Below are 26,544 nucleotides of genomic sequence, written 5' to 3'. Positions count from 1 at the left end.
CATTTTATCCCGCATTAGCTACCCGTAAAAGCTCGATTGGTGAGGGGTGATTAAAGTTTCACTTTATTGAGTTTTGATGGGAGATGAAATGTTTTTTTGAAAAAAAGAAAGGGTATCATATTAATTGAGACTGAGAAGCTAATGATGTGTTAAGAATAATCATAAAGCGAAAATATACTCATATGGGGTATCCTACATAGATATTTGATGATATAATTGGTATACTCATAAAAGCAATTGTTTTATTGGATGAAGAGAAACTTTAAGAAGGTGATAATATGGATCATAAGGACCATGAATCAGTAACACATAGATCAGAAAAAGAAAAAGAACAAATTATAAATAGATTAAAGAGAATTGAAGGCCAAGTCCGTGGTATTCAAAATATGATTGAAAATGATCGTTATTGCGTGGATATTTTAGTTCAAATTTCTGCGATTAATGCAGCGATGAAAAAAGTAGGAATGGGTGTCTTAAAAAATCATACGAGTCATTGTGTTTCAGGAGCTATTAAAAATGGTAATGGTGACGAAGCAATTGAAGAATTAATGACAGTATTTGAACGTTTTTCAAAAGCATAAAAGCCAAGCTAGTATTTGACTAGCTTGGCTTTTGTTTATATAGGAGAAGATATATAAATTCATAATTGGAGCAAAAAAATAAAGATTTTAGAAAAAAATAAAAATCATGATACAAAACCGTTGATTACCTTAGGGGGTATGGTAAGATGTAGTTGTGATTAATAAACAATGAATAAACAAGAGGAGGATTTTAAATGGAACAGTTAACATTAAAAGTTGAGGGTATGTCTTGTGGGCATTGTGTAAATTCTATTGAAAGTAATGTGAAAGAACTAAACGGTGTTGAACAAGTAAAAGTTCAATTAGCAGAAGGAACTGTTGAAGTTACTATCGACTCATCAGTTGTAACGTTAAAAGATATCGTTGCTGTAATTGAAGATCAAGGTTATGAAATTCAATAATAATTTTTAATATAGAAATAAATCGTACTTTAAACGAAGTACGATTTATTTTGCTAATAATTATACCTCATAAGGGTATATAGAGGTGAGAGACATGAATGAACAAAAAGAGGCCAATCTTCAAATATCAGGAATGACATGTGCAGCCTGTGCCAATAGAATTGAAAAAGGTCTGAAAAAAGTAGAAGGTGTTCATGATGCAAATGTAAATTTTGCACTTGAAAAAACAAAAATAATGTACGATCCAGCGAAAACAAGTCCGCAATACTTTAAAGAAAAAGTTGAATCGTTAGGATATGGAATTGTAAGTGATAAAGCTGAGTTTACTGTTTCGGGAATGACATGTGCAGCATGTGCGAATAGAGTAGAAAAGCGTTTAAATAAGTTAGAAGGTGTGAACGGAGCGACAGTAAATTTCGCTTTGGAATCAGCTACAGTAGATTTTAATCCTGATGAAATTAATGTAAATGAAATGAAGAGTGCAATTACGAAATTAGGATATAAATTGGAAGTGAAATCAGATGAGCAAGATGGATCAACTGATCATCGCTTACAAGAAATTGAACGACAAAAGAAGAAATTTATCATTTCGTTTATTTTATCATTCCCGTTACTGTGGGCAATGGTGAGCCATTTCTCATTTACATCGTTTATTTATTTACCTGATATGCTTATGAACCCATGGGTGCAGCTGGCTCTTGCAACTCCAGTTCAGTTTATCATTGGTGGGCAGTTTTATGTTGGGGCTTATAAAGCGTTACGTAATAAAAGCGCTAATATGGATGTTCTCGTTGCACTTGGAACGTCTGCGGCATATTTCTACAGTGTGTATTTAAGTATTAGGTCGATTGGTTCTTCGGAACATATGACAGACTTGTATTTTGAAACGAGTGCAGTACTTATTACATTAATTATTTTAGGTAAATTATTTGAGGCGAAGGCAAAAGGACGTTCATCAGAAGCAATTAAAAAATTAATGGGATTACAGGCGAAAACTGCTACAGTCGTGCGAGATGGAACAGAAATGAAAATATTGATTGAAGAAGTGGTAGCTGGTGATATCGTTTATGTGAAACCAGGGGAAAAAATCCCGGTAGATGGGGAAATTGTAGAAGGGAAGTCAGCGATAGACGAATCGATGTTGACAGGTGAAAGTATTCCTGTTGATAAAACAATTGGGGATGTAGTAATCGGTTCTACAATGAATAAAAATGGATTTTTAAAAGTTAAAGCAACTAAGGTAGGAAGAGATACTGCATTAGCTCAAATTATTAAAGTAGTAGAAGAGGCTCAAGGTTCAAAAGCTCCTATTCAAAGGGTAGCTGATCAAATTTCTGGTATTTTCGTACCAGTTGTAGTTGTAATTGCTATTATCACATTTGCAGTGTGGATGCTATTTGTTACACCTGGTGATTTTGGCGGAGCACTTGAGAAAATGATAGCAGTACTTGTTATCGCTTGTCCGTGTGCATTAGGTCTTGCGACACCTACATCTATTATGGCTGGATCAGGAAGATCGGCTGAGTATGGCATTTTATTTAAGGGCGGGGAGCATTTAGAAGCAACCCACCGATTAGATACAGTTATTCTAGATAAAACAGGTACTGTGACAAATGGGAAGCCGGTGTTAACAGATGTAATTGTAGCAGATGGATTCCATGAAGAAGAAATACTACGTTTAGTAGGTGCGGCAGAAAAAAATTCTGAACACCCACTTGCAGAAGCGATTGTAGAAGGAATTAAAGAAAAGAAAATTGTTATCCCAAGTTCAGAAACATTTGAAGCGATTCCGGGATTCGGCATCGAATCAGTCGTAGAAGGGAAACAATTATTAATTGGTACACGTCGATTAATGAAGAAATTCGATATTGATATTGAAGAAGTTTCTAAATCGATGGAAGCGCTAGAACGAGAAGGAAAAACAGCAATGCTTATTGCGATTAATAAAGAATATGCTGGTATAGTGGCTGTTGCGGATACTGTAAAAGATACTTCAAAAGCAGCTATCGCAAGACTTAAGAAAATGGGTCTAGACGTTGTTATGATTACAGGAGATAATACACAAACTGCTCAGGCAATCGCTAAGCAAGTTGGTATTGATCACGTAATTGCAGAAGTATTACCAGAAGGAAAAGCAGAAGAAGTGAAAAAACTGCAAGCGCAAGGTAAGAAAGTAGCAATGGTTGGAGATGGAATAAATGATGCTCCTGCACTGGCTACGGCGGATATCGGTATGGCAATTGGAACCGGAACGGATGTAGCGATGGAAGCGGCAGATATTACGTTAATCCGTGGTGATTTAAATAGTATTGCTGATGCAATTTTTATGAGTAAAATGACGATTAGAAATATTAAGCAAAATCTATTCTGGGCGTTAGCTTATAACGGCCTAGGAATTCCAATTGCGGCGCTCGGTTTCTTAGCACCTTGGGTTGCAGGTGCAGCAATGGCATTTAGCTCTGTATCAGTCGTATTAAATGCATTAAGATTACAAAGAGTTAAATTGAAATCTTAAACACTTTCAGCTATAAAGCGAATTTAATATGCTTTTTTACAATAAACAATACTTTGTATAAGTATTGTTTATTGTTCGTTTAGAAGGAAAAGTCGATATAATATAGAAAGAGCAGAAGTAGAATCATATACAGTGGAAGAAACTGCTTCGAAAATAAACACAAAATAATTATCCGGATAACCGAAATAAAAGAGTTAGTTTGATAAGGAGTTTTACATATGTTTAAAGATATTAAAATTAGAACATTCCAGAAAGAGGATTTAGAGCAAGTATTACAATTGTTCTATGAAACGGTTCATACGGTGAATGCAAAAGATTATAACGAGTTACAGCTACAGGCGTGGGCCCCAGAGCGACTAGATAGAGAGAGATGGCTACAGTCTTTAGAAAAGAATATTTGTTACGTTGCTGATTATAAAGGTGTGATAGTGGGATTTGGGGATTATAATGATGATCATTACGTAGATCGCTTATTTACGCATAAAGATTATCAAGGAAAAAGGATAGCATCATACATACTACAGAAGTTAGAAAAAGAAGCAGTGAACTTGCAGCATAGGGATATATATACAGAGGCGAGTATTACAGCAAAACCTTTCTTTGAAAGCAAAGGTTTTATTTGCATAAAGGAACAAAATAAGCAGCATAATGGTCAGATTTTTATTAATTATGTCATGAAAAAAATAGCCTTCTCATAAATGAGAAGGCTATTTTTCATTATTTTACAGCTTCTTTTAGTTCTTTACCAGCTTTAAAAGCAGGTACTTTAGAAGCTGCGATTTGCATTTCTTCACCCGTTTGTGGGTTACGGCCTGTACGAGCAGCTCTTTCACGAACTTCGAATGTACCGAATCCGATAAGTTGTACTTTTTCGCCAGCAGCTAAAGAGTTAGTGATTGATTCTACTACAGTTTGTAAAACTACAGTAGCTTCTTTTTGAGAAATCTCAGCGTTTTGTGCTACGTTTTTAATTAATTCTGTCTTATTCATGTTTTTCACCTCATATGTAAATAATGCTATTTAAGTTGTTATTATAACGTATAAAACATTCGAGAACAAGTGTACGTACATATATTCGCAAAAAAAATGGAATTTGTAATATTTTTTAGGGCCACTTTATAGACATTTAATTTAAGCGGATACAGATTTGTTCTTTATTTCAGTCTTCTCTTTATTTAGAGGCAGTTTCTTATTATAAGATATGAAATAAGGTAATGCTACAAATAACATACCTCCTACTAAGTTTCCAAAGAAAACAAAAATGAAGTTTGGAAAATAGTCAACCCAAGTTAAATGACCGGCAAAAATTGCAGCTGGGATAACAAACATATTGGCTACAACGTGTTGAAATCCGATCGCAACAAAAGTCATAACTGGGAACCAAATGCCGATAATCTTTCCGATAAATTCTTTACTTCCCATACTAAGCCAAACAGCTAAACAAACAAGCCAATTGCATCCGATTGCAGAAATGAAGGCTTGCAGTGGTGTATCTTGTAGTTTAGCTTGTGCAATAGTAACTGTTTTTGCTAAAAAAGCTCCCTCCGTTAAGCCGACGATATGACCAAAAAAATAAGCGACGAATATAGCACCTATGAAGTTGCTAAACGTAACAATAACTAAATTTCGTATGAAGTGAAATAAGTCGATTTTTTTGTGAAGCCATGCCATTGAAACGGTCATCATGTTGCCAGTTACTAATTCACCGCCTGCAAGGATAACGAGTATAAGACCGATAGGGAATACGGCAGCACCTAAAAAGCTAGTAAATGACCCCCAAGATTTTGGCATTGTTCCGATAACATGGATATCAAGTAAATATCCTAATGCTATGAAAGCACCACCAAAAAAACCGAGAATTAGCATAGGGAGCAATGATAAATGAGCTTTTTTTCTTCCAGAATTAGCAGCAAGTTCCGTAATTTCTTCTGGTGTAAATACAGACATGAATAACCTCTCCTTAATAGAATGATGGAATGAATAGAAGAAACATTTTAAAGAATCTATGTATGATAAAAATATGATATGATTTCTGTATAAATTTGTCAAAGTGAGTGGGGCTGAAATTGGATATAACGAACATTGTTCATGTTGTCACATTAATGTAACAATAAGGATTTAAAGTGATTTTAGAGGTGAAAACATGAATACGCATTATGTAAAAAAAGAACGAAAAAATCAATCGTAAAGATATTTATTATTAGTTTCATAAGTATATTAATGATACCAGTAAGTTTGTATTTCTATGCGACTGAAATAGAAAGAAGACTAGTAACAGTTACGTGGAATGAAATAGAAGCTCCTACGATTCCTAAAGAGTTTAACAATAAAAAGATATTGCAATTCTCAGATTTACATTTAGGACCAGATTTTACATTGAAACAACTAGAAAATTTGGTGGAGAAGATGAATGAATTACATCCAGATATAGTAGTTTTTACAGGAGATTTAATAGATAAGTTTGGATCCTATAGTGCGGAAAGAGAAGAAGCAAAGGTTATTTTGCAGAAAATTAAAGCTCCCCTAGGAAAATATGCTGTGTTTGGGAATCATGATAGAGGTGGGGGCGGTAGTTTATTTTACAAAAAGTATATGGAGGAAGCTGGTTTTTCTGTGTTAGTAAATGAAGTGCAGAAAATTAAAGTGGAAAATGGCAAGTATATTACAATATCAGGTTTGGATGATTTTTTATTAGGGAAACCACAAATAGATTCGACTTTAAAAAACTTAAGACAACAAGATTTCAATATGCTATTAGTACATGAGCCTGATGTTGTAGACAAAGTAGCTGGTTATCCAGTTGATTTTCAAATGTCAGGACATAGTCACGGAGGACAAGTTCAAATTCCTTTTGTAGGTCCATTAATTACTACAAAATTAGCAGAGAAGTATGTTGAAGGAATGTATGAATTAGAAGGAAAGAGTAAGTCGTTATATTTATATGTAAATCGCGGTATTGGAACGACTCGAATGCCTGTCAGGTTTTGGAGTGTACCTGAACTTTCAGTTTTTGTATTGAAGCAAAGTAGTAACTAAAGTAGAACGTTTCATATTTTGGAGAATTAAGAGTACTTTTAAAGAAAGTTCTCTTTTTTTATTGATTAAGTGCAGAATATTATGTACTTTTATGTAAAGTGTTAAAAAGAAAGGAGAATTTCTATGATAGAAACATGGCATAAAGAATTGGAAAGTATATATAACCAAATGGTTTCATGGCGAAGAGATTTTCATCAATACCCAGAGCTATCGTTTCAAGAAATAGAAACACCGAAAAAAATAGCTGAAATCTTAAAAAGTTTTCATATTGATGTGACAACAGATGTCGGGGGAAGAGGGGTAATCGGCGTAATTGAAGGTGGAATACCTGGGAAGACGATAGCGCTGCGTGCTGATTTTGATGCACTACCTATTCAAGATGAAAAGAAAGTTTCATATAAATCAAAGGTTCCTGGTGTAATGCACGCTTGTGGCCATGATGGACATACAGCAACACTTTTAGGAGTTGCAAAAATATTAAGTGATAACAGAGACCAACTTTCAGGAAAAATAGTCCTTATTCATCAACATGCAGAAGAGAAAGAGCCTGGCGGAGCAATTGCCATGATTGAGGATGGTTGTTTAGAAGGAGTAGATGTTGTTTTTGGTACACATTTATCTTCTCAGATGCCTTTAGGAATTGTTGGAACGAAAGCTGGAGCAATGATGGCGGCAGCTGATACTTTTGAAGTGAAGATTCAAGGGCGAGGCGGTCACGGCGGTATGCCACATCATACTGTAGATGCTATTATCGTTGCAACACAAGTTATTAATCAGTTGCAACTTTTAGTGAGTAGAAAAGTCGATCCACTTCAATCAGCAGTTTTAACAGTTGGTACATTCCATGCCGGGCAAGCCGATAATATTATTGCGGATACTGCTACGTTTACAGGAACCATTCGAACGTTAGATCCTGAAGTGAGAGAATATATGGAGAAGGAATTTAGACGAGTTGTTGAGGGGATTTGTCAGTCCCTTCATGCTGAAGTTAATATTCAATATAAACGAGGCTATCCAATATTAATAAATCATGTAGCTGAAACACGTCATTTTATGACGGTTGCGGAACACGATCTTGGCAAAGAAAGGGTCATGGAAGTACCACCTATTATGGGCGGAGAAGATTTTGCATACTACTTAGAACATGTTCCAGGAGCATTTTTCTTCACAGGTGCTGGTAATGAAGAAATAGGGGCAACATATCCACACCATCATCCTCAATTCGATTTTGATGAACGTGCGATGTTGGTTGGTGGGAAGTTGCTTTTAAGTCTTGTGAGTAGTTATTCAAGAGATGGAAAAGAATTTCTTCATCATGTAGAAGTGAAAAAGTAATTTACATAAATAAAAAACAACAATAGGTCATATAAAACCTATTGTTGTTTTTTATTATTTTTGCAAGGAAAGACTATCAAAATATGTTCTATAGTTATTAGAGAATTCAAAGTTGTTTTTTGCATCCCAATTAATAGACCAAGACATTAGGCCACGGAATGCAGGATAGCCACTCTGATTTGAAAGTTTATACTTTCCTCCGAAAGGAATTCCTTTAATGATATAATCTAAAGCTTTTTTCATTTCAGTTGGAGAAATATATCCGCCACTTGGAGCGGCCGCTGGTGCTGCAGGAAGTCCAATCATGACTTGATCCGAACGAAGAGGCGGGAAAATGTTATTTGCATTACCACCTACAGGAAAACCATGTAAGAGCATATCTGCCATAGCGACTTCGTAGTCTGCAGTACCTTGATTGTAGTTATTACCGTCCATTCCAATCCCGCTACCAGCGTTGTAGTGTTGAACGTGAATGTATGTTAGTTTGTCTTTCACTCCGTAAATAATCGGTAAATATGCACCCCAGATGCTTCCATATGCGCTATAGCCGCCTTGAACATAAGCTGTTTCAGGAGCCATGCTTAATAGGAAATCTGGACCGTAATGGTCTGAAATCGTTCGAATTGCTGAGATAAGATTCACGATTTGAGGAGTTGTTGGGTTTTTAAAATTAGTGTCATTACCGTTTAAGTAAATACCTGATTCAAGGTCAATATCTATTCCATCAAAACCGTATTTATCGATTAGAGATTGTATGGAATTAATAAAACGTTGTTTAGCAGCATTGTCAGGAAGTAAAACGACCCCATTTTGTCCACCTATTGAAAGAACTACTTTTTTCCTTTACTTTTTAAATAGGAAATATCAGATTTGAATTCTGCATCTGTACCATACACAGGGGAAAATTCAACAGTGGAACGATCACCACCAGTTTCACCGAAAGATACATTTATTACATCCCATTTTGGTGAAACATCTTTTAATTTAATAATGCCAGTACCGTTATCAAAGTTATGCCAGTATCCAACGAGTAATTTTGATCCTAAATTGTTTGCTGCTTGTGCTTGAAAGGGAGCTAGCGGTAGCAGTAAGAAAATTACTAAAGTACAACAAATGAATTTGAACTTGTTTAACATATCAACACTCCTATACAAAAAGTTGTCTAGATGTATAATCTTGTTTATTTAATGATATCTGAAAATTCATTCTTTTGTAAGGTGACTATAATTTTCTCAACAATTGTGTATGGGAAATTATTAAACCTAATGAAATAATTTTTGAAGGAGGTCGAATTGCGATTGTTAAATTCAGAATATTTTGATATATTTTAAAGTATAGGATAAGATTTTTCACATAATACTCTTACATAAATTTCAAAATTAAGTTTGGAAGGGGATGTACAAGAGTTGGATAAAAATCTTAAGAAAGACCTCAAAATACGCCACATTACAATGATTTCCATTGGTGGCGTAATAGGAGCTGGTTTGTTTGTTGGAAGTGGCGCGGTTGTGCATTCAGCGGGTCCAGGTTCTATCGTTTCATATGCATTAGCAGGACTTCTAGTTATTTTCGTTATGAGAATGCTAGGAGAAATGGCAGCTATTAATCCGACAAGTGGTTCATTTGCAACATATGCAAGAGAGGCAATTGGTCCATGGGCAGGTTATACAATTGGGTGGCTATATTGGTTTTTCTGGGTAATTGTTATTGCAATAGAAGCTACAGCAGGTGCTGGTATTATTCAATACTGGATTCCAGAAATCCCACTCTGGTTATTAAGCTTAATATTAACGATTTTATTAACGTTGACGAATGTTTTCTCGGTGAAATCATTTGGAGAATTTGAATATTGGTTTTCATTTATTAAAGTAATAAGTATTGTTTTGTTCCTTTGTCTTGGACTAGCTGTTATTTTAGGATTTGTACCAGGTACGGAAGCACCTGGCACTTCGAATTTGGTAGGTCAAGGAGGATTTATGCCAAATGGTATAAGTTCGGTGTTACTTGGAATCACCGTCGTTATATTTTCATTTATGGGATCTGAGATTGTTGCAGTGGCCGCTGGAGAGTCTGCCGAACCTGTAAAGGCAGTCAAAACAGCAACAAATAGTGTAATTTGGCGTATTCTCGTATTTTTCATTGGATCGATCGCTGTAGTTGTTACACTCCTTCCGTGGAATTCGGCGAACATACTAAAAAGCCCATTTGTGGCGGTACTGGAACATATAGGGATACCAGCGGCAGCGCAAATTATGAATTTTATCGTTTTAACAGCTGTACTTTCTTGTTTAAATTCGGGTTTATATACGAACTCAAGAATGCTTTTTTCAATGGCAGAAAGAGGAGATGCGCCAAAGGCATTTTTGAAATTGAATAGTAGTGGTGTTCCAGTTCGGGCGGTTTTATTTGGAACTTTCTTTGCTTACATTGGAGTTGTTTTTAGTTACATATCTCCAGATAAAGTATTTTTATTTTTAGTGAATGCATCTGGCGGGATTGCGTTACTCGTTTATCTCGTTATAGCAGTTTCACATTTCAAGATACGTAAAAAAATGGGGAAAGCGGAACAACAAAATTTGAAAGTGAAAATGTGGCTTTTTCCATATGTAACATATGTTACAATTGCTGCGATTATAGCAGTTTTAGTTGCCATGCTCGCAATTGAATCTTTACGTTCACAAGCGCTTTTAACAATGCTTGTTACTGTTCTTATAATAATTTCTTATTTTATTTTTAATAGAAATAAAAATAGTACATTGTTGAATCCTAAAAGTAAGAATGAGGAATCTGTTCGATTCTAATTTCTTGTTTTAGAAGAGAGTTACACCCAATCATTGCTATAAAAGAATCATATATAATCATAGAAACAAGTAATTACTATTGTCATAGTGAATATAAACTTTTTTCTTGACTTTTTATATGAAGGCGAGCAAAATGGTAAAAAAGGAAGGGGGGATGACGATGGAAGAGTACGTATTAGAGCTGTATAACTTTTTATATACGACAGAATGGCAAGATATTGTTTCATTTCTAGGAATAATGTTTTGTATGAAAATTGTAATTGTATATATGGAAGAGCAAGGTATGTTCTATTCCTTCTCATCTCCGTTCGATGTGCAGCGCGAGCCGTTGCCAAACTATGCCAAGGTAAATTACGAACAATTTCCTTTTGTGATTTTCTTTATGATTCGATTTATAACAGCAATTGTAAAGAAAAAGGAAAGTGACGATGAAGAGTGCCACTCAACTTGTAATATAGCGACTGCTTTTTAAGCTAAATACAAGGAGGAGATTTATATGTGGTTTCGATTTCTTATGATTGGTTTCTTTTCATTAACAGCAATTTCATTAATGGGATATCAAGTGTCTGAAATATATCAAGCGTATAGCAGTACGTTTTTTAACAAAAACTAATCGCATTGCTATTTGAATAATAAAGCGATAAAATCCTTCTTAAGAAGTATTGTTAAGAAGGATTTTTTCTTTGCCCTGTCTTACTGTGTCAAACTATTGTCACATTTACACTGTGAATAATATGTTAAAATAGTGAGGTTACGTATACATATTTGAAGGAAGAGGAGTGACCATTTTGGTGGATCAATCAACGAATCAGAAAAGCTATGCTCCTATTGTGATAACGCTTTCTGTAATTGTAAATGCGATTATTTTATTTTTGTTCTTTGGACCTGTTGGCTATGAAGGAGAAGTACATTTTGATGTAACAATTTTACCAATGTTAAATGCAATTTTTAATAGCTTTACGTTCGTATTCTTATTAGCAGCTTTATACTCTATTATTAAGAAGAATGTGAAAATGCACCGTGGTTTCATCCTAGCAGCATTTACAACGACGTTGCTATTTTGTGTTTCTTATTTATCGTATCATTACTTGGCGCCAGCAACACATTTTGGCGGAGAAGGATTCATTAAATATGTGTATTTCATCATTTTAATTACACATATTATCCTTGCAGCAATTATTGTACCGCTTGCATTGTTTGCACTTGTGTTTGGTTTTACGAATCAATTAACACGTCACCGTAAAATTGTACGTTGGACGATGCCGATTTGGTTATATGTAAGTTTATCTGGTGTTATTGTTTACTTAATGATCTCACCTTATTATCAATAAAAAAATCTCAGCCTGTAGGCTGGGATTTTTTTATTAGGCAAATATTTTTGTGAAATGAAAAAATTGTGGTATACAAAAGTATAGTTGCTTTTTATATAGAAGGGATGGTAAAGATATATGCAAAATTTTGTATTTCGTAATCCGACAAAACTTATTTTTGGTAAAGGACAGTTAGAGCAGTTAAAAACGGAAATTCCACAGTTCGGTAAAAAAGTTCTTCTCGTGTACGGGGAGGCAGCATTAAAAGAAATGGTATTTATGATAATGTGATTTCTATTTTAAAGGATATAAATGCGGAAGTATTTGAGTTGACAGGAGTTGAACCGAATCCTCGTTTATCAACAGTAAAGAAAGGGATTCAAATTTGTAAAGACAATGGAGTCGAATTTATTTTAGCGGTTGGCGGAGGAAGTGTAATCGACTGTACGAAGGCGATTGCTGCTGGTAGTACATATGATGGAGATGTATGGGATATTGTAACGAAAAAATCATTTGCTAGCGAGGCGTTACCGTTCGGTACTGTACTCACTCTTGCGGCAACAGGTTCTGAAATGAATGCAGGATCTGTAATTACAAACTGGGAAACGAATGAAAAGTACGGCTGGGGCAGTCCAGTTACATTCCCTCAGTTTTCAATTTTAGATCCACTACATACTTCGTCTGTGCCGAGAGATCAAACGATTTATGGTATGGTCGATATTATGTCGCACGTATTAGAGCAATATTTCCATCACGGCATGAATACAGAATTACAAGATCGTTATTGTGAATCTGTTTTAAGAACAGTAATTGAAACAGCTCCTAAGCTTTTAAGTGATCTAGAAAATTATGAGCATAGGGAAACAATTTTATATTGCGGTACTATGGCGTTAAACGGCATTTTAGCGATGGGAGTAAAAGGAGATTGGGCAACTCATAATATTGAGCATGCAGTTTCTGCTGTTCATGACATACCGCATGGGGGCGGACTCGCGATTCTATTCCCAAATTGGATGAAGCATGTTATAGATGAAAATGTGAGTCGCTTTAAACAGTTCGCTATTCGTGTATTCGATGTAGAAACAGATGGGAAGACAGATAAAGAGGTTGCATTAGAGGGAATTGAGGCGTTACGTCAATTTTGGACTTCAATTGAAGCTCCAGTAACATTAGCTGATTACGCTATTAGAGAAAGTGAAATTGACTTAATGGCGGATAAAGCGATGGCTTATGGTGAATTCGGTAACTTTAAAAAATTAAATAAAGATGATGTTCTTGCAATTTATAAAGCTTCTTTATAAGTGAAGCGAGAGAAGAAACCTATTTGATTGTTGTATCAAATAGGTTTCTTTTTTTGTTTATAACCGATTCTGATTGAAATTGATTATTTTTGAGTGTTTATGGTTGATTTTTGTGATCGTTTTCATTATACTGTAATCAAAGAAGAGGTGAAGAAAATGTTAACTCCTGAACGTCATCAAATGATATTGCAACTTGTAAAAGAGCAGAAGGTTGTTAAATTACAACAATTAGTTGAAAGAACAGAAAGCTCTGAATCGACAATTCGTCGTGATTTAGCACAATTAGAAAAACAAAGGTTATTAAAAAGAGTTCATGGTGGTGCCTCTGTTTTAACAGGAAAAGGACAGGAGCCAACGATGATTGAAAAATCATCCAAAAACATTCAAATAAAACAACAAATTGCCAAGTATGCGGCTAGTATTGTTGAACAAGGGGATTGCGTTTATTTAGATGCAGGAAGTACAACATTTGAAATGATTCCATTTTTAATAAACAAAGATGTTACTGTCGTAACGAATGGACTTATGCATATTGAAGCTTTAGTTGAAAATAATATTCGTGCGTATTTACTAGGCGGGATGATGAAGAGTAGGACGAAAGCTTTAATTGGTGCTATGGCACAGGAAAGTATGCAAAAGTACCGTTTTGATAAATGTTTCTTAGGAGCAAATGGTGTACATGAACAGCTTGGTTTTACAACTCCAGATCCAGAAGAGGCACTTTTAAAACAAATGGCATTAACATTTGCGAACGAAGGATATTTCTTAATTGATGAAAGTAAGTTCTCAGAAGTTGCATTTGCGAAAATTGCCAATGTTGAAGAAGCGAATATTATTACAAACCATTTAGAAATTGATTTAGAAAAATATAAAAGACAAACCAATGTAATTGAGGCTGATAAACAATGATCTATACAGTTACTTTAAACCCATCTATTGATTATGTAGTACAAGTTAATTCCTTCGATTTAGGCGCGGTAAATCGAGCAGAGAAAGATATGAAATTTCCTGGAGGGAAAGGCATTAACGTTTCTCGTGTTCTTCATCGTTTAGGTGTTGAAAATGTAGCGCTTGGATTTACTGGTGGATTTACCGGTCGATTTATTAAAGATGTATTACAGGCGGAAGGTGTAACAACAAACTTCGTCCAAGTAGACGGTGATTCACGAATTAATGTGAAAATAAAAGGGCAAGAAGAGACAGAATTAAATGGGCAAGGTCCTAATGTGACAAATGAACAATTTGAACAATTAATGAAACAAATCGAAAGTATGAGGCAGGGAGATTGTGTTGTACTAGCTGGAAGTGTACCGGCGTCTATCTCAACTACTTTTTATGAATCAATCGCAGCGCTCGGAGCTGAGAAAGGTATTCGCGTAGTAGTCGATGCAAGTGGAAGTGCGCTGCAGCATGTAATTAAAAATAAACCATTTTTAATAAAGCCTAATCATCATGAACTTGGTGAGTTATTTGGAGTAGAGATTTCAACAGTAGAAGATGTTTTACCGTTTGGAAGAAAATTAGTTGAACAAGGTGTAGAGCATGTTATCGTATCAATGGCTGGAGATGGGGCTTTATTATTTACGGCACAAGGTATATATGAAGCAACTGTTCCAAAAGGTGTTGTAATTAATTCGGTTGGGGCCGGAGATTCTCTCGTTGCAGGATTTGTAGGTAAATATGAACAGACAAAAGATATTGAAAAGGCATTTCAATATGGCGTTGCAACAGGAAGTGCAACAGCATTCTCGGCGGATTTATGTACAAAGGAAAAGGTAGAAGAATTATTGTCGCAAGTAATTGTAGCTAAGCGATAGGGGGAAGCAACATATGAAAATTACAGAACTATTAAAAAGGGATACAGTCATTATGAATTTGACAGCTTCAAATAAAGAAGCTGTCATAGATGAATTAGTTGAAAAATTAAACGGGGCAAATCGTTTAAATAGTAAAGCTGAATTTAAAGAAGCTATTTTAAAGCGGGAGTCACAAAGTACAACTGGAATTGGTGAAGGTATTGCTATACCTCATGCGAAGACGAATGCCGTTAAACAACCATCGATTTGTTTCGGTAGAAGTGTAAGCGGTATCAACTATGAGTCGCTTGATGGACAGCCTACACATCTGTTTTTTATGATTGCTGCGAGTGAAGGGGCGAATAATACTCATTTAGAAACGTTATCTCGTCTCTCTACGTTATTGATGGATGAAGGGTTCCGCAAGCAATTATTAGAAGCAAAGGATGAGGATGAGCTTCTCCGTTTATTTGATGAAAAAGAGAATGAAAAAGAAGACGAAGAAGTTGAAGTAGCAAAGCCGGAAGGGAATGAGTCATACGTATTAGCTGTTACAGCTTGTCCGACTGGTATCGCTCACACATATATGGCTGCGGATAGTTTGAAAGCAAAAGCAGCAGAGTTAGGAATAGCGATTAAAGTTGAAACGAATGGATCAACAGGTGTAAAGAACGGTTTAACGAAAGAGGATATTGAACGCGCAACAGCGATTATCGTTGCGGCAGATAAACAGGTAGAAATGAACCGTTTCGCTGGGAAGTATGTCATTCAAGTGCCAGTAGCTGATGGTATTAGAAAAACTGAAGTCCTTCTTAATAGAGCTGTAAAACAAGATGCACCAATCTTTAAAGGTGTCAAAGAGAATGGGAAGGCAGAAAATGTAGAGAAAGAAAAAGGGCTAGGAATTTATAAGCATTTAATGAGCGGTGTAAGTAATATGCTTCCGTTCGTTGTTGGTGGCGGAATTTTAATTGCATTAGCATTTATGTTCGGTGGAATTAAGGCGGAAGGTCCTATTGCTGAAATATTAATGAATATTGGCGGTGGAGAAAAAGGAGCCTTTTTATTCCTTGTACCTATTTTAGCTGGATTTATTGCAAGTTCTATTGCTGATCGACCTGGTTTTATGCCTGGCGTTGTCGGTGGGTTTTTAGCAGCACAAGCGAATGCGGGATTTTTAGGTGGATTAATTGCTGGTTTCTTAGCTGGATATGTTGTTTTAGGATTGAAAAGATTATTTTCAGGATTACCAGTACAGTTAGAAGGAATTAAACCTGTTTTGTTATATCCAGTCTTTGGATTGTTGATTACAGGAGTTGTTATGCAAAAAGTAGTAAATCCGCCTGTAGTAGCATTAAATGAAATGTTAACAGGATGGTTAAATGGTTTGAGTGGTACGAATGCTATATTATTAGGACTTATTTTAGGCGGTATGATGGCAATTGATATGGGTGGTCCAATTAATAAAGCGGCATTTACATTTGGTATTGCTGCAATAGAAGCGCAGAATTTTGGAGTGCACTCAGCAGTTATGGCTGGTGGTATGGTACCGCCACTTGCGATTGCATTCGCAACCACATTCTTTAAAACAAAATTTACAGAAGCAGAACGTAAATCTGGTTTAACAAATTATATTATGGGAGCATCGTTTATTACAGAAGGTGCGATTCCATTTGCAGCTGCCGATCCGGTTCGAGTAATTGTAAGTTGTGTTGTTGGTTCAAGTATCGCGGGTGCCTTATCTATGTTATTCCAAATTACATTGCCGGCACCGCATGGTGGATTGTTTGTTATCGCATTAGTGAATAAACCGTTGCTATATATTGTTTCTATATTAATTGGGACGATTGTTTCAGCTATTATGATAGGTGTTTGGAAGAAGAAAGTTAAATAAAAGATAAAAAGGGACAGCTAATAGGAGTTGTTCCTTTTTCGTTACAAAAAGTAATTTAATAATTGGATTATGATGGATTTTGGTAAAAGATGTAATGAAAAGTGATTTTTTTGTAACAAAAAAGTAATACTGTAATTTTTTCTGGAAAAAAATTCTTATACTAATTTGTGAGAAATATATGAAAACTATTGCTAATTTTGGTAGAAATACAATTCTTTAATATGGAAATTTATGTTACAAATCATTAATCGTTTATTACGAATGCTTTGTAATTGTGTGATTTTCGAAATTCTACAAAAAACTGTTGCTATAATGAGAACACGAAAACAAAGCAAATGGAGGCTATTCATGAAAAAATTATTAGGTATAGCAACAGCAGCAGTTTTTGGTCTTGGGATTTTTGCAGGTTCTGCTAAAGCGGAAACGATTGTAACAACAGATGTATTAAACGTTAGAGAAAACCCAACTGTAGAATCAAAACTTGTAGGTAAAATGTTAAGTGGAAATAAATTAGATGTTATAAATACAGAAAACGGATGGTCCAAAATTAAATTAGATGGTAAAGAAGCTTTTGTAAGTGCTGAGTTTACGAAAAGTTCTTATTATGTAACAGCAAACGTATTAAACATTCGTGCTGGAGCGAATACTGATTCAGAAATTCTTGGCACGCTTAAAAAAGATGACTTGATTGAAACGACAAATCAAGTACAAAACGAATGGTTACAATTCGAATATGGCGGGAAAGCGGCGTATGTTCACATACCATTTTTAACAGGTACAGCACCTGTTATTGAAAGAAAAGAAGTTCCAGCTCAAGATGAAGCGCCAACTAAGGTGAAAACGGCGGTTAAAAATGATACATCAGTTAAGGAGAAAGCGCCGGCTAAAAATGATACGGCAGTTAATGGAAAAGAATCAGTTAAAAGTGGAGCATCAAGTAAACCAGTAGCGCAAGCGAAGCCGGCAACTAAGCCAGTGGCAAAATCTACTGAAACAAGTGAACCTGCTGGTCGTGAAATAACAGTAGAAGCGACAGCTTACACAGCTCACCCGAGTGAAAATGGCACATATGGTGGTCGTGTGTTAACTGCGATGGGGCATGATTTAACAGCGAATCCAAATATGAAAGTTATTGCTGTTGATCCGAAAGTAATTCCTCTTGGATCAAAAGTGTGGGTGGAAGGATATGGAGAAGCAATTGCTGGAGATACTGGTGGCGCGATTAAAGGAAATCGTATTGATGTTTTAGTTGGTTCAGATAGCACTGCTGATAGTTGGGGTCGTAAATCCGTTAAAGTGAAAGTTATAAAATAATTTATTAAAATAAAAAACGGCTGCTTGAAAATGTCTAAGCGGCCGTTTTTTTTATATAAGAATTATTGAAAAGGGTAAATTGTTTTACCTGTAATAATTTTATACGCGGTGCAAAATTGAGTTTGCATATACTCTGTATTTTTATTTTCTGGATGTAATGTTGTTTCTTGAAGAGTAGAATGAAAGGAACGTAGTAAACAATTTAGTGCGAAGTATAATTCTTCTTGTGAACAATTTTGTTCTTTTGTAGCAGTAGCTAAAATAAGGTCTTTTATTAATAATGGAAAATCGATAGTCACTTGTTTCATAGTCATTGCACCCTCTCCGAGCTATTTTTTATCATGTATATGCAGAATTGGACAAGCTATGCTCTTTTTTTTGTGTAATTTCATGTACTGGATTCAAAGAACTTGCAATCATGCCGTTAAAATTGGTAAGATTGGGTATAATCAATAGATGGAGTATATTACATAAAGAGAGTTGAATGATATGGGAGAAGTGCAACGTGAAAAAGTTGCTGTCATCATTGGGCCAACTGCTGTCGGAAAGACGAAATTAAGTATCGATCTTGCAAAAGCGTTGAATGGTGAGATTATTAGTGGTGATTCCATGCAAATTTATCGTACGATGGATATCGGGACTGCAAAGGTGACGACAGATGAGATGGACGGAATTCCACATTATATGATTGATATCAAAGATCCGGAAGATTCATTTTCTGTGGCGGAATTTCAAGAAAGTGTCCGTAAGTGCATTCGAGAAATTACAGAGCGCGGGAAATTACCAATTATTGTTGGTGGAACCGGTCTCTATATACAATCTGTTCTATTCGATTACCAGTTTACAGATGAGGCTGGGGACGCTACATACCGAGAACGGATGGAAAAGTTAGCATTAGAACACGGTGTGGAATATGTACATAAAAAATTGCAAGAAGTAGATCCAGAAAGTGCGGAGCGTATTCATGCCAATAATGTAAGGCGTGTTATTCGGGCGTTAGAAATTTTTCACACGACGGGTGAAAAAATGAGTAACCAGCTCGAAAAACAAGAAAATCAGTTATTGTACGATGTTTCATTAATTGGCTTGACAATGGATCGAGAAATGCTATACGATCGCATTAACTTACGTGTTAACCTAATGATTGAACAAGGTTTATTAGAAGAAGTAAAAGGTTTACATGAAAGAGGAGTGCGAGATTGTCAATCTATTCAAGCGATTGGTTATAAAGAGATATATGATTATTTTGAGAATCGTGTATCTTTAGAAGAAGCGGTATCACAATTAAAGACGAATTCACGCCGTTATGCAAAACGTCAATTAACGTGGTTCCGTAATAAGATGGATGTCACGTGGTTCGATGTTACTGATGGTGAAAAAACGTCAGAAATTTTACGATACATAGAAGGAAAGCTACAACTAAAGTCGAATAATAGTAAGTAGAGAAAAAGAGGAGGATTCGACATGAAGCAATCAATCAATATTCAAGATCAGTTTTTAAATCAACTCCGTAAAGAGAATACGTTCGTTACGCTGTACTTATTAAATGGTTTCCAGCTTCGTGGATTAATTAAAGGATTTGATAATTTTACAGTCCTGCTGGAAACAGAAGGTAAGCAACAGCTTATTTATAAACATGCAATTTCTACATTTGTACCACAAAAAAATGTTTCAATTGAATTAGAGTAGTAATGAATTATTGTACATAAAAAAAAAAAGAGCGAGTTTGAACTGCACCCCCAATTGTTAGACACAGTCTAACAATTGGAGGTGCAGTTTTTCTATGGCTAAATTTACAGCTGATGAAAAAATACAAATCGTTCTACGTTATTTGAACGGAAATGAAAGTTATCGAGAAATGGGTAGAGCGATCGGTATAAGTGGCACAATCATTTTGAATTGGGTAAACCAATATAAGCAGAATGGTGTGGAAGCTTTTCTAAAACGATGTACAAATTACACACAACAATTTAAACTAGACGTACTAAACTTTATGATTGAAAACGGTATGTCCTTATTTGAGACGGCAGCTATCTTTAACATTCCTGCCCCTTCAACGATTTCTGTTTGGAAAAAACAACTCGAAACACAAGGAATTGATGCCCTTCAATCTAAAAAAAAGGGGCGTCCATCCATGAAAAAAGAGTCAAATAAACAAGTAAAACAAGCTTTAGCTGAAGGGTCAGTCGAAGCACTTGAAGCACGTATTAAACAGCTTGAAATGGAAAATGAGTACTTAAAAAAGTTGAATGCCTTAGTTCAAAACAAGGAAAAGTCACTAAACAAGACAAAGCGCAAGTAGTCTATGAATTAAGGCATAAATATTCGGTGAAGGCACTCGTCGAGTTAGCTACTATTCCACGAAGCACGTATTATGATTTAGTAAAGAAAATGAATCGCCCAGATGTAGATGCCGATTTGAAAGCTGAGATTAAAGTGATTTATGAGGAGAATGAAGGTCGTTATGGCTACCGTCGCATTCGTGATGAGTTAGCGAATCGTGGTCAGAAAGTGAATCATAAAAAGGTGCAACGTATTATGAAAGAGCTTGGATTAAAGTGTGTTGTGCGTATGAAGAAATATAAATCCTACAAAGGGAAAGTCGGTAAAATTGCACCCAATATTTTAGAGCGTAATTTTTATGCAGATGCACCGAATCAAAAATGGGTAACAGACATCACAGAGTTTAAATTATTTGGAGAAAAACTGTATGTATCACCTGTATTAGACTTGTATAATGGTGAGATTATTACCTATACAATTGGTTCTAGACCGGCGTATTCACTTGTTTCAGAGATGTTAGAGAAAGCATTAGAACGTTTACCTGAAAACCACCAGCTACTGATGCATTCGGATCAAGGATGGCATTATCAAATGAGACAGTACGTCCGTACACTTGAATCAAGAGCTATCGTACAGAGTATGTCTCGAAAAGGAAACTGTTACGACAACGCAGTAATAGAGAATTTCTTTGGGATTATGAAGTCGGAGTTCCTCTATATAAAAGAATTTGAATGCATAGAGCATTTTAAAATAGAATTAGAAAAATATATAGATTATTATAATAAGAAACGGATTAAGGCAAAATTAAAAATGAGCCCGGTACAATACCGGACTCATTTGGATCAAGTAGCCTAATGAAATAACCGTGTCTAACTTTTAGGGGTCACTTCAGTTTCTCGCTCTTTTTTTTTATTTGTCATAAACAATAAATAGTGAAATTTAAGCGATTCTAAATACAGTAAGACGAATGTTAGTGTTTCCTGTTGCAGGGATCGTAATCTCGTTAAGAGTAGATTGGACAGAAATGTTTGCTCCGGCAGCTAATGTTTCGATTGTAGTAAATGAAAGTGAGTCGCCTATTAGATTTGAAGAGAAGTTGTCAGTAGCGACTGCTCCATTAATTGAAATTCCTACTCCAAGTGGAGCGCATCCTGGCGCAGTTGTAGAAATAGATACGCTAATTACATAAATACCAGCGTTAATAACAGTAACTGTATTTGTGCCGTTAAAGATAATATTGTTTACGTTAATTGCAGTACTAAAAATAAAGTTATTAAATTGGAGTACTGTTTGTTGGATGTTGTTTGTTACAACGATTGTTGCTACTGGGAAGCTAGGTCCAGTAGGTCCGGTAACTCCTATACCAGTAGCACCCGTTGGTCCTTGAACACCTTGAGGTCCGGTAGCACCCGTGTTACCTTGAGCGCCTTGAGGTCCGGTAGCACCCGTGTTACCTTGAGCGCCTTGAGGTCCGGTAGCACCCGTGTTACCTTGAGCACCTTGAGGTCCGGTAGCACCCGTGTTACCTTGAACACCTTGAGGTCCGGTAGCACCTGTGTTACCTTGAATACCTTGAATACCTTGAATACCTTGAGGTCCAGTAGGTCCAGGAGGCCCACCAGAAGGTCCGGTAGGTCCGGTAACTCCTATACCAGTAGCACCCGTGTTACCTTGAGTGCCTTGAGGTCCAGTAGCACCTGTGTTACCTTGAACACCTTGAGGTCCGGTAGCACCCGTGTTACCTTGAATACCTTGAGGTCCAGTGGAACCAGTAGCACCCGTGTTACCTTGAGCACCTTGAGGTCCGGTAGCACCCGTGTTACCTTGAGCACCTTGAGGTCCGGTAGCACCCGTGTTACCTTGAGCGCCTTGAGGTCCGGTAGCACCCGTGTTACCTTGAGCACCTTGAGGTCCAGTAGGTCCAGGAGGCCCACCAGAAGGTCCAGTAGGTCCGGTAACTCCTATACCAGTAGCACCCGTGTTACCTTGAATACCTTGAGGTCCAGTGGAACCAGTAGCACCCGTGTTACCTTGAGCACCTTGAGGTCCGGTAGCACCCGTGTTACCTTGAGCACCTTGAGGTCCGGTAGCACCCGTGTTACCTTGAGCGCCTTGAGGTCCGGTAGCACCCGTGTTACCTTGAGCACCTTGAGGTCCGGTAGCACCCGTGTTACCTTGAGCGCCTTGAGGTCCGGTAGCACCCGTGTTACCTTGAGCGCCTTGAGGTCCGGTAGCACCCGTGTTACCTTGAGCACCTTGAGGTCCAGTAGGTCCAGGAGGCCCACCAGAAGGTCCAGTAGGTCCGGTAACTCCTATACCAGTAGCACCCGTGTTACCTTGAATACCTTGAGGTCCAGTGGAACCAGTAGCACCCGTGTTACCTTGAGCACCTTGAGGTCCGGTAGCACCCGTGTTACCTTGAACGCCTTGAATACCTTGAGGTCCAGTGGAACCAGTGGAACCAGTGGCACCTGTGTTACCTTGAACGCCTTGAGGTCCAGTAGCACCTGTGTTACCTTGAACGCCTTGAGGTCCAGTAGCACCCGTGTTACCTTGAACGCCTTGAGGTCCAGTAGCACCTGTATTACCTTGAATACCTTGAATACCTTGAGGTCCAGTGGAACCAGTGGCACCTGTGTTACCTTGAACGCCTTGAGGTCCAGTAGCACCTGTGTTACCTTGAACGCCTTGAGGTCCAGTAGCACCTGTGTTACCTTGCGCGCCTTGAGGTCCAGTAGCACCTGTGTTACCTTGAACGCCTTGAGGTCCAGTAGCACCCGTGTTACCTTGCGCGCCTTGAGGTCCAGTAGCACCTGTGTTACCTTGAACGCCTTGAGGTCCAGTGGAACCGGTAGCACCCGTGTTACCTTGAGCGCCTTGAGGTCCAGTGGAACCAGTAGCACCTGTGTTACCTTGAACGCCTTGAGGTCCAGTGGCACCGGTAGCACCTGTGTTACCTTGAACGCCTTGAGGTCCAGTGGAACCAGTAGCACCTGTGTTACCTTGAAGACCTTGAAGACCTTGAGGTCCAGTAGCACCTGTGTTACCTTGAACGCCTTGAGGTCCAGTAGCACCCGTGTTACCTTGCGCGCCTTGAGGTCCAGTAGCACCTGTGTTACCTTGAACGCCTTGAGGTCCAGTGGAACCGGTAGCACCCGTGTTACCTTGAGCGCCTTGAGGTCCAGTGGAACCAGTAGCACCTGTGTTACCTTGAACGCCTTGAGGTCCAGTGGCACCGGTAGCACCTGTGTTACCTTGAACGCCTTGAGGTCCAGTGGAACCAGTAGCACCTGTGTTACCTTGAAGACCTTGAAGACCTTGAGGTCCAGTAGCACCTGTGTTACCTTGAACGCCTTGAGGTCCAGTGGAACCGGTAGCACCCGTGTTACCTTGAGCGCCTTGAGGTCCAGTGGAACCAGTAGCACCTGTGTTACCTTGAACGCCTTGAGGTCCAGTGGAACCAGTAGCACCTGTGTTACCTTGAACGCCTTGAGGTCCAGTGGAACCGGTAGCACCTGTGTTACCTTGAACGCCTTGAGGTCCAGTAGCACCCGTGTTACCTTGAGCACCTTGAGGTCCAGTGGAACCGGTAGCACCTGTGTTACCTTGAACACCTTGAGGTCCAGTGGAACCAGTAGCACCTGTGTTACCTTGAAGACCTTGAGGTCCAGTGGAACCAGTAGCACCAGTAGCACCTGTGTTACCTTGAACGCCTTGAGGTCCAGTGGAACCGGTAGCACCTGTGTTACCTTGAACGCCTTGAGGTCCAGTAGCACCCGTGTTACCTTGAGCACCTTGAGGTCCAGTGGAACCAGTAGCACCTGTATTACCTTGAACACCTTGAGGTCCAGTGGAACCAGTAGCACCTGTGTTACCTTGAAGACCTTGAGGTCCAGTGGAACCAGTAGCACCAGTAGCACCTGTGTTACCTCTAGGTCCGGTAGCACCAGTAGCGCCCGTGTTACCTCTAGGTCCGGTCGCACCAGTGGCGCCCGTGTTACCTCTAGGTCCGGTAGCACCAGTAGCGCCCGTGTTACCTCTAGGTCCGGTAGCACCTGTAGCACCAATAGCACCTGTGTTACCTCTAGGTCCGGTAGCACCAGTAGCGCCCGTGTTACCTCTAGGTCCGGTAGCACCAGTAGCGCCCGTGTTACCTCTAGGTCCGGTCGCACCAGTAGCACCTGTGTTACCTCTAGGTCCGGTAGCACCAGTAGCGCCCGTGTTACCTCTAGGTCCGGTCGCACCAGTCACGCCCGTGTTACCTCTAGGTCCGGTAGCACCAGTAGCGCCCGTGTTACCTCTAGGTCCAGTAGGTCCTCTGCCGAACGAAGCTGAATTAACTAGAGTAGTTTGTAACTCTGCAATTAATTTAAGGAGTTCTTGGAGTGTACAAGGATCAATTCGGAATAACTTTGTAATGTAAAGTAAATAATTAATTAAAATTTGAAGTTCAACAAATACAGCACTTGCTACGAAGGTTGGATTTTTTAATATAGTTATTAAGTTTTTAATGATGGCTAATCCTTGTGCTTTCAGAGCGGAAGTAGTGTCTAGTGAACAGATGAATTTGCTTAGTAGGTGCAATGTATCTATTAGATTCTCAATGTTTTTGGGAGATGGATCGGCGAAAAGTTTAGGGATTATTTTTATTAAATCGTTAATGATTGCACGGAATGTTCTAATTTGCGCTTTAGTAATTGGAATTGTTGGGGAAGTTGGAATTCGTCCAGCGCTAGTTGGAAAGCATGGATTGGAGTATTTATTTTGATTGTCGTTAAAGCGAGACATTAAATCTCTCCTTTCTAATAAGAATGTGAACGAAACTCATCATAGTAGATGCAGAGAGTAGTTAAATGGTCATAGTGAAATGGATTCTTTCGAGAAAAAATAAAAAAAACGCCTTATTATAGGGCGTTTTTTTATTTTCAGCATATTGATAATATCGCTTTAGTGAAATTTTTGATTTGAAGCCAACTAATTTTATGATTTCTGGCTCTGGGGTTTGTTTTTTTATTAGGCGTAAAATAAACGTGTTCCGGAAATGTTGTCCAGAAATGCCTTTACGTAAATTGGCTCTTGCTACTTCAAGTCGGATCATTTTTTGGATAGCGATTTCTGTTAGTGCTTTTGGTGCATCGTTTTCGTATACCCATCTGTATGTTCCGCGGTTAAAATCGAATGCAACAAACAACGGGTCATTACTATGGTATTTAGGACGAACTGGTTCTGGAATACTTTTATAATATGTGTACAGTTGTTTTTTGTCTTCGATTGCTAATGTGATTGTTCTTTCTACTCCTGCGGTTGCTGGAATAGAAAGTGTATTAGTTTCAAAATGAACGTGATGCATAGTTAATGCTGTAAGCTCTTGTAAGGATAGTCCGTAGTCGATTAATATACTTAAAATGGCGATATTACGATCCATTAATAATGGACGAACGGGACGTTGTTTTTCTGAAAGTCCTTCTAATGAAGTGACTATATGCTTTAATCTTTTTTCTTCATCGGATGAAATGAAATCTTCATTACGCAATGCACGGTTTGGTTGAATAGTAATTTCCATATCATTCAATGGATTTGGAATGTTAAGAAAATGATGCATTCTATTTAATACAATAAATACACGATGCATTGTTTTCTCAGAGTAGTGTCGATTCTTTTTTAAGTCTGAAAAGTAATCTTCATAGTCTTTTGTACAAAGTGTTGCCCATATATTACTGGAAGGGAGCTTTTTGTTTTTTTCTAACCAATGTCCAAAATCTTCAATGTCATAAACATAACGTTTAATGGTTGAAGACTTTCGGCCTTTATTCAATAAAAAAATAGAAAAGGCTTGTATTGTATCATGGAATTCCGTTGTTTCCATAGTCCCACCACCTTGATTATTTCTTATATTATAACAAACTTTTCTGAAAATAGGCATTTGCAAGAGGGACTGGAATAATAATATTTGGTGAGTGGATAAAATGAGGTGATT

The 26,544-nt window shown here is 37.6% G+C and carries 20 protein-coding genes and 3 pseudogenes; 17 read left to right on the top strand and 6 right to left on the bottom strand.

Annotation, left to right across the window (positions count from 1 at the left end; translation table 11 throughout):
- Positions 1 to 278: 278 nt before the first annotated feature.
- From JFT95_RS15920 to JFT95_RS15905, 4 genes are all read left to right on the top strand, one after another.
- The gene (locus JFT95_RS15920; RefSeq protein WP_002014668.1) at positions 279 to 581 is read left to right on the top strand and encodes a metal-sensing transcriptional repressor; all 303 of its coding nucleotides are present in this window, start codon (positions 279 to 281) and stop codon (positions 579 to 581) included.
- 194 nt (positions 582 to 775) lie between these two features.
- A complete protein-coding gene (copZ, locus tag JFT95_RS15915) occupies positions 776 to 982 on the top strand; it encodes a copper chaperone CopZ (RefSeq protein WP_002033654.1) in 207 nt (68 codons plus the stop codon).
- A 94-nt stretch (positions 983 to 1,076) separates the two neighbouring features.
- Positions 1,077 to 3,497 carry a heavy metal translocating P-type ATPase gene (locus JFT95_RS15910; protein ID WP_201052779.1) on the top strand — a complete coding sequence of 807 codons (2,421 nt, stop codon included), beginning with the start codon at positions 1,077 to 1,079 and terminating at the stop codon, positions 3,495 to 3,497.
- A gap of 218 nt (positions 3,498 to 3,715) precedes the next feature.
- Complete coding sequence (locus tag JFT95_RS15905; RefSeq protein WP_002033656.1) at positions 3,716 to 4,195, top strand: GNAT family N-acetyltransferase; 480 nt, start codon at positions 3,716 to 3,718, stop codon at positions 4,193 to 4,195.
- Between the two features lie 19 nt (positions 4,196 to 4,214).
- Here JFT95_RS15905 and JFT95_RS15900 read toward each other — a convergent pair whose 3' ends face one another.
- Positions 4,215 to 4,487, bottom strand: coding sequence for an HU family DNA-binding protein (locus JFT95_RS15900; protein ID WP_002033657.1), 273 nt, complete (start codon positions 4,485 to 4,487; stop codon positions 4,215 to 4,217).
- A gap of 141 nt (positions 4,488 to 4,628) precedes the next feature.
- Positions 4,629 to 5,444 (bottom strand): formate/nitrite transporter family protein, encoded by an 816-nt coding sequence (locus JFT95_RS15895; protein WP_201052778.1) that lies wholly within the window; start codon positions 5,442 to 5,444, stop codon positions 4,629 to 4,631.
- A gap of 196 nt (positions 5,445 to 5,640) precedes the next feature.
- Here JFT95_RS15895 and JFT95_RS15890 point away from each other — a divergent pair.
- Both JFT95_RS15890 and JFT95_RS15885 read left to right on the top strand, forming a co-directional pair.
- Positions 5,641 to 6,533, top strand: a pseudogene (locus JFT95_RS15890) (metallophosphoesterase).
- A 123-nt stretch (positions 6,534 to 6,656) separates the two neighbouring features.
- Complete coding sequence (locus JFT95_RS15885) at positions 6,657 to 7,868, top strand: M20 metallopeptidase family protein (RefSeq protein WP_201052777.1); 1,212 nt, start codon at positions 6,657 to 6,659, stop codon at positions 7,866 to 7,868.
- A 54-nt stretch (positions 7,869 to 7,922) separates the two neighbouring features.
- Here JFT95_RS15885 and JFT95_RS15880 read toward each other — a convergent pair.
- Positions 7,923 to 9,004, bottom strand: a pseudogene (locus JFT95_RS15880) (chitinase).
- 270 nt (positions 9,005 to 9,274) lie between these two features.
- On the opposite strand from JFT95_RS15880, the gene gabP reads away from it, so the two are divergent.
- The 8 genes and pseudogenes from gabP to JFT95_RS15840 all read left to right on the top strand — a co-directional run bounded on the left by gabP (position 9,275) and on the right by JFT95_RS15840 (position 18,284).
- Positions 9,275 to 10,669, top strand: a complete 1,395-nt coding sequence (gabP, locus tag JFT95_RS15875; RefSeq protein ID WP_000360102.1) for a GABA permease — start codon at positions 9,275 to 9,277, stop codon at positions 10,667 to 10,669.
- Positions 10,670 to 10,802: 133 nt separating this feature from the next.
- Entirely contained in the window at positions 10,803 to 11,141 is a 339-nt protein-coding gene (locus JFT95_RS15870) for a hypothetical protein (protein WP_078175321.1), read from the top strand.
- Positions 11,142 to 11,457: 316 nt separating this feature from the next.
- Entirely contained in the window at positions 11,458 to 12,000 is a 543-nt protein-coding gene (locus JFT95_RS15865) for a DUF420 domain-containing protein (protein WP_000228316.1), read from the top strand.
- A gap of 117 nt (positions 12,001 to 12,117) precedes the next feature.
- Positions 12,118 to 13,280 (top strand): annotated as a pseudogene (locus tag JFT95_RS15860) (iron-containing alcohol dehydrogenase).
- A gap of 156 nt (positions 13,281 to 13,436) precedes the next feature.
- Positions 13,437 to 14,189 (top strand): DeoR/GlpR family DNA-binding transcription regulator, encoded by a 753-nt coding sequence (locus tag JFT95_RS15855; RefSeq protein ID WP_002128628.1) that lies wholly within the window; start codon positions 13,437 to 13,439, stop codon positions 14,187 to 14,189.
- Complete coding sequence (gene pfkB / locus JFT95_RS15850) at positions 14,186 to 15,097, top strand: 1-phosphofructokinase (RefSeq protein WP_033709381.1); 912 nt, start codon at positions 14,186 to 14,188, stop codon at positions 15,095 to 15,097. The genes JFT95_RS15855 and pfkB overlap by 4 nt, the downstream gene beginning before the upstream one ends.
- Before the next feature lie 13 nt (positions 15,098 to 15,110).
- Complete coding sequence (locus tag JFT95_RS15845) at positions 15,111 to 16,970, top strand: PTS fructose transporter subunit IIABC (RefSeq protein WP_201052776.1); 1,860 nt, start codon at positions 15,111 to 15,113, stop codon at positions 16,968 to 16,970.
- 348 nt (positions 16,971 to 17,318) lie between these two features.
- The gene (locus JFT95_RS15840; protein WP_002014694.1) at positions 17,319 to 18,284 is read left to right on the top strand and encodes a 3D domain-containing protein; all 966 of its coding nucleotides are present in this window, start codon (positions 17,319 to 17,321) and stop codon (positions 18,282 to 18,284) included.
- Between the two features lie 62 nt (positions 18,285 to 18,346).
- Here JFT95_RS15840 and JFT95_RS15835 read toward each other — a convergent pair whose 3' ends face one another.
- The gene (locus JFT95_RS15835; RefSeq protein ID WP_201052775.1) at positions 18,347 to 18,592 is read right to left on the bottom strand and encodes a hypothetical protein; all 246 of its coding nucleotides are present in this window, start codon (positions 18,590 to 18,592) and stop codon (positions 18,347 to 18,349) included.
- Positions 18,593 to 18,773: 181 nt separating this feature from the next.
- Between JFT95_RS15835 and miaA the strand changes: the two genes are divergently transcribed.
- The 3 genes from miaA to JFT95_RS15820 all read left to right on the top strand — a co-directional run bounded on the left by miaA (position 18,774) and on the right by JFT95_RS15820 (position 21,422).
- Positions 18,774 to 19,727 carry a tRNA (adenosine(37)-N6)-dimethylallyltransferase MiaA gene (miaA, locus tag JFT95_RS15830; RefSeq protein WP_201052774.1) on the top strand — a complete coding sequence of 318 codons (954 nt, stop codon included), beginning with the start codon at positions 18,774 to 18,776 and terminating at the stop codon, positions 19,725 to 19,727.
- A 21-nt stretch (positions 19,728 to 19,748) separates the two neighbouring features.
- Positions 19,749 to 19,973 (top strand): RNA chaperone Hfq, encoded by a 225-nt coding sequence (gene hfq, locus JFT95_RS15825; protein WP_000813896.1) that lies wholly within the window; start codon positions 19,749 to 19,751, stop codon positions 19,971 to 19,973.
- A 94-nt stretch (positions 19,974 to 20,067) separates the two neighbouring features.
- Positions 20,068 to 21,422 (top strand): IS3 family transposase gene (locus JFT95_RS15820; RefSeq protein ID WP_157404958.1). Its coding sequence is split into 2 segments (ribosomal slippage): positions 20,068 to 20,521 and positions 20,521 to 21,422, totalling 1,356 coding nucleotides; the frame shifts between segments, so codons are not numbered across the junction.
- A gap of 84 nt (positions 21,423 to 21,506) precedes the next feature.
- Here JFT95_RS15820 and JFT95_RS15815 read toward each other — a convergent pair.
- Together JFT95_RS15815 and JFT95_RS15810 are read right to left on the bottom strand one after the other, a co-directional pair.
- Entirely contained in the window at positions 21,507 to 25,355 is a 3,849-nt protein-coding gene (locus JFT95_RS15815) for a Gly-Xaa-Xaa repeat protein (RefSeq protein ID WP_201052773.1), read from the bottom strand.
- 61 nt (positions 25,356 to 25,416) lie between these two features.
- Positions 25,417 to 26,433, bottom strand: coding sequence for a tyrosine-type recombinase/integrase (locus JFT95_RS15810; protein WP_201052772.1), 1,017 nt, complete (start codon positions 26,431 to 26,433; stop codon positions 25,417 to 25,419).
- Positions 26,434 to 26,544 lie beyond the last annotated feature (111 nt).

Source organism: Bacillus sp. TH17, from assembly GCF_016651125.1.
Lineage (GTDB): Bacteria > Bacillota > Bacilli > Bacillales > Bacillaceae_G > Bacillus_A > Bacillus_A mycoides.
This window is presented reverse-complemented; position numbering and strand designations above follow the sequence as displayed.